Origin of the sequence: Streptomyces himastatinicus ATCC 53653 (assembly GCF_000158915.1) — a bacterium.
Lineage (GTDB): Bacteria > Actinomycetota > Actinomycetes > Streptomycetales > Streptomycetaceae > Streptomyces > Streptomyces himastatinicus.
The window spans coordinates 9,606,943-9,611,393 of the sequence record NZ_GG657754.1 but is presented as its reverse complement, the minus strand read 5'-3'; the positions used below and the strand labels follow the sequence as shown (position 1 = coordinate 9,611,393).

The following is a 4,451-nucleotide window of genomic DNA, read 5'->3' as shown; positions in this document are numbered from 1 at the left end:
CCTAGCCCCCGCCGGTGGCCGGTCGTGGCCACCGGCGGGGGCAACCCGCTGACGGGTCAGGCCGCCGCGGGGCGGGGTTCGGGCACCGCCGGGGCCAGCCGGCCCGTGCGGTGCAGTCCGAAGAGCGCCGCAGCGCAGGCCAGGCCGAGCGCGAGCAGCACGATCCACGGGACGGCGGGCATGCCCGCTTCGCGTGCCGCGTCCAGGGACGCACCGGTGAGCAGGTTCCCGAGGGTGATGCCGACCCCGCAGATGGTGTTGTACAGCCCGTAATGGGTGGCCACGAGCCGCTCCCCCGAGAGCCGGACGATGGTGTCCATCTCGAACGGGTACGCGATCATCGTGCCCAGCGCCAGCAGGAACGCGGCCAGCGCGGGCGGCACGGCCGCGAGGAACCACCGGCCGGGCCCGCCGTCCGGCACCGGCAGCGCGGTCGCCACCAGCAGCGGCAGGAACGCCACTCCCATGAGGGCCAGCCCCCAGCCCAGGGCCCGGCCTGGCGCCAGACGGGCCTTGCACCACGCGGTCACCCGGGTCTGGCCGACGATGGTGCTCAGCCCGGAGACGGCGAAGAGCAGCGCCACCGCCGCGGTGCCGAACTCCCCTTCGCCACCGAGCCGTCGCACCTCCAGCGGCAGGGCCAGATAGACCTGGAACGACAGTACGTACGAGCCGATCATGGCGACGGAGAACAGCAGGAACGGCCGGTTGGCCAGGATCCCGCGCCACCGGGTCAGCACCCGCTCACGGCTCTCCCGCCCGGGCTCCGGGCCGTCATCGGCGCGGCGGGCCGGAAGGGACCGGATCTGTACGACGCTCAGCACGGCGAAGATCCCGGCCGAGACCAGGCAGGTGATCTGGAAGTCGACGCCCGTGAGCACCATGCCCACCAGCGGGCCGAGCAGGATTCCGGCCTGGTAGAAGATGTTGAACAGGGCGAACGCCTCCACCCGGCGCTCCCCCGCGTCCGCGGCCAGATAGGCCCTGACCGCCGGGTTGAACAGGGCCCCGGCGAGTCCGGTGGCCGCGGAGGCGGCCAGCAGCGCGGGCAGCGACTCCACGAGCCCGAGCGTCGCGAAACCGGCGGTGCGCAGCACACACCCCGCCACGATCAGCGGCTTGTAGCCGAACCGGTCGGCCAGGGCGCCGCCGACCAGGAACATGCCCTGCTGGCTGAAGTTCCGTACGCCCAGCACGAGTCCGACCAGCCATCCGGCGAGCCCGAGGGTTCCGGACAGATGCGCGGCCAGATAGGGCATGAGCATGTAGAAGCCGAGGTTGATGGTGAACTGGTTCACCATCAGCAGCTGGACGCTGCGCTCGTACGACCGCACCTGGGTGAGGGTGGCCTTCATCGGGCGGCCTCCGGTGCGGTCGGGGCGGCGGTACGCGACGGACCGGCCGGGTCGCCCGGGGCGAGCGGGTCGACCACGGAGGTGCAGCGGGTCCAGCGGGCCACTTCCCGCTCGCCGGGGTGTCCCATCGTGTCCGGTTCGGGTGCGGGCGGCTGGTCCAGCAGGCCGTTGGCGGCGCAGTAGTCGTCGTTGTACACGGTGTCCAGATACCGCTGCGGGCCGTCCGGGAACACCGCGACGATCCGGGCGTCCGAGGGGTGGGTACGGGCCAGCCACCCGGCGACCAGCGCGACCGCGCCCACGCTCCAGCCACCGGTGGCGTAGTGCGACGAGGCCAGTTGACGGCAGGTCCACACCGCCTCGTGCGGGGCGACCCAGTGCACCTCGCTGAAGTTCTCGTAGGCCACGTTGCGCGGGTAGATGCTCGATCCCAGGCCGCGCATCAGCCGGGTGCGGGCGGGCTGCCCGAAGATGGTCGAGCCGACGGTGTCCACTCCGACCACGGTGATCTCGGGGTAGAGCTGGCGCAGCACGCGGGAGACGCCCGCGGAGTGGCCGCCGGTGCCCACGCTGCACACCAGGATGTCGATGTGGCCGAACCGGGAGGCCAGTTCGAGGGCGAGCGGGGTGTAGGCGGCGGTGTTGTCGGGGTTGTTGTACTGGTCGGGGCACCAGGAACCGGCGTCGCGGGCGAGGAGTTCGGTCACCCGGTCGCGGCGGGCCTGCTGCCACCCGCCCTCCGGATGCGGCTCGGTGACCATGTCGACCCAGGCGCCGTAGGCGGTCAGCAGCCGGGTCATCGACGGCTCCAGGCCGGGGTCGGTGACGAGGGTGACGGGATGTCCGTACACCAGACCGGCCAGGGCGAGGCCGAGCCCCAGCGTGCCGCTGGTCGACTCGACGATCGCGCCGCCGGGACGCAGGTCTCCGCGGGCGCGCGCCCGTTCGACCATGTGCAGACCGGGCCGGTCCTTGATGCCGCCGGGGTTGAAGCCCTCCAGCTTGGCCCAGAAGCCGCGGCCGGCCGGGGCCAGGGGCTCGGACACCCGCAGGACGGGCGTGTTGCCCACCAGCCCGGACAGTCCGGGGACGGTGGGGGTGGCGTCGTTGAGGGTCAGAGATCGCATCTGTCCGCTTTCGGTGGTTGATGGCTCGTCGGATGCTCATCTCGGGCACGGTGCGGCGATATGGGGCCTGCACCGATCCGCGTCCGGTCGCCGGAGGCGGCAACCGGGGCACGGGCCACGACGACGACTCCTATATGCGCCACCGACTGGTCGAGCAGAGAGTGGATCTGACCGTCGGCGCTCGTGCGGAGAGCGCCTGCGGGTGGTCCGGAGCCACCGCGAGGACCACGGTGCGCCAGCCATCGGCGGTGGCGTCGGTGGCGGGAAGGGCACGTAACGACGGCTGCACGGCCCGGCCGGACTTTTCACGGGGCGTCGGCGCACAGTGCTCGTGCCCATCCGGACCGTCGGCGGACGGCTGCCCGGCAGCCTCGGCGATCTCGGCGGCCGGGGACTGCCGGGAGTCGTGCGCGCCGCGCGGACCCCCGGCGTGTTCCGCGCCGAGGGCATGGCCGAGGCAGGTGGATCCGGTCAGCAGCAGTGCGCCCAGGACGAACGCCAGGAGCCGGCGAAGCCATAACGGGCGGTGGGCGGCCCGGGCATGAGGGCATGGGGCAGGGGTCAGCACGGTTTCTCCGCACGGCGGCCGCCCTCCCGCCGCGTGGCGCGGGAGGTGACGGACTGGAATCGGCAAGGAAACGACGGCGCCATCACGGCGCGGGACTCATCGCGCCGACCACCGCTGACGGGTGACCGCGGTCACCGGAAAAGAGGGATCGACGAGGTCCGATACCGGCCCGTACTAGATGCGCAGCACCGCGGTCCGCTGAAGCTCGGACGGCGTGGAACCGGCCGCCGTGGCCGCAACCGGGCGCGAGGACGGCGTATGCCCGGCTGCATCGAGCATGCCCTCGGCCGGAAGGGCCGGGCATGGAGCCGCCACCTCGGGCCCCTGCTCGGGCTGCGCGAGGACGCATTCGTGCGCGGAATGGGACGCCTCGTCGTCGTGATGACGCCCCGCGGCCCCGGACTCCTCGGCCTCTTCCCCCGTCTCGCCATGCGGGGCGGACGCCACCGGGGACGCCACGGGAGAGGACGCGCAGCCGGTCAGATGGCCGGATACGGCCTCGGCGCTCACCGCGTGCAGGGAGACGAAGCCCAGCAGGAGCGCGGCCAGGCACAGCAGACGCAGCGGGCTCGCCACCATGCGAGCCCACCGGATGCCGAAACGCGACCGGGCCGTGACCATGCGGTGATCCTAAGCGTTGCTTACGGCTACGCTGCGGCACCGCTCAGGAGCATGTCGTTAACAAGCCAGACACGGTCCGCGCACGGCACGCACCCCTCCGGGCCACGGCCGGAACCCCGGCGGCGGATCACCCGGTGACCAGGTATTGCGCTCGGCCACGGATCGGCCGGAACATGATCCCCCGCGCAGCGACGGCGGGGATTCCACGCCGCATGATCTTGGCCCTGTCGAGTGGCCGGAAAGGAATGTTATAAATGCCGACATGAGCAATTTTGCTCGTATGATCCGGGGCCGAATACGGACGCTGTCACGGGCGCCGAGCCTCGCCGGACAGGCCTTCATCCTTCAGGTCCTCCTCACCCTCGTCCTCGTCTCCCTGGCGGTGACGGCGCTCGCGCTGGAAGCCCGGAGCCACGCCACCTCAGAGGCGCGCCAGCGGTCCCTGGCCGTCGCCAGATCGTTCGCGGAGGGGCCCGGGATCGCCCAGGCCATGGCCGGTGACCACCCGACGGCGCTGCTCCAGCCCCGCGCCGAGGAGGTGCGCAAGCGCACCGGCGTCGACAGCGTCGTGGTCTTCGACCGGCACGGGATGCGCCTCACCCACCCCGAGACGGCGTTGATCGGCAAGCGGATCATCGGCCCCGACGAGGTGGTGCGGGAGGAACTCGCCGGAAAGACGGTCGCCCGGACCTTCCGGGCGAGCCAGGGCCCCTCCGTGATCTCGGCGGTGCCCATCACCCACGGCCGACGGCGACCTGGCCGGCGGGGTATCGGTCGGGG

At 72.3% G+C, this 4,451-nt stretch carries 4 protein-coding genes and 1 pseudogene; 2 read left to right on the top strand and 3 right to left on the bottom strand.

The genetic code is table 11. The features are described from left to right. Positions 1-56: 56 nt before the first annotated feature. Positions 57-1,355, bottom strand: coding sequence for an MFS transporter (locus SSOG_RS40615; RefSeq protein ID WP_009720137.1), 1,299 nt, complete (start codon positions 1,353-1,355; stop codon positions 57-59). Next, the gene (locus tag SSOG_RS40610) at positions 1,352-2,482 is read right to left on the bottom strand and encodes a PLP-dependent cysteine synthase family protein (RefSeq protein WP_050800150.1); all 1,131 of its coding nucleotides are present in this window, start codon (positions 2,480-2,482) and stop codon (positions 1,352-1,354) included. The genes SSOG_RS40615 and SSOG_RS40610 overlap by 4 nt, the downstream gene beginning before the upstream one ends. A gap of 331 nt (positions 2,483-2,813) precedes the next feature. On the opposite strand from SSOG_RS40610, the gene SSOG_RS40605 reads away from it, so the two are divergent. Next, a complete protein-coding gene (locus tag SSOG_RS40605; protein WP_154686038.1) occupies positions 2,814-3,002 on the top strand; it encodes a hypothetical protein in 189 nt (62 codons plus the stop codon). Positions 3,003-3,224: 222 nt separating this feature from the next. Here SSOG_RS40605 and SSOG_RS40600 read toward each other — a convergent pair whose 3' ends face one another. Beyond that, positions 3,225-3,671, bottom strand: coding sequence for a hypothetical protein (locus SSOG_RS40600; RefSeq protein WP_009720135.1), 447 nt, complete (start codon positions 3,669-3,671; stop codon positions 3,225-3,227). A 262-nt stretch (positions 3,672-3,933) separates the two neighbouring features. Here SSOG_RS40600 and SSOG_RS40595 point away from each other — a divergent pair. Then, positions 3,934-4,451, top strand: a pseudogene (locus SSOG_RS40595) (histidine kinase); the annotation flags it as partial.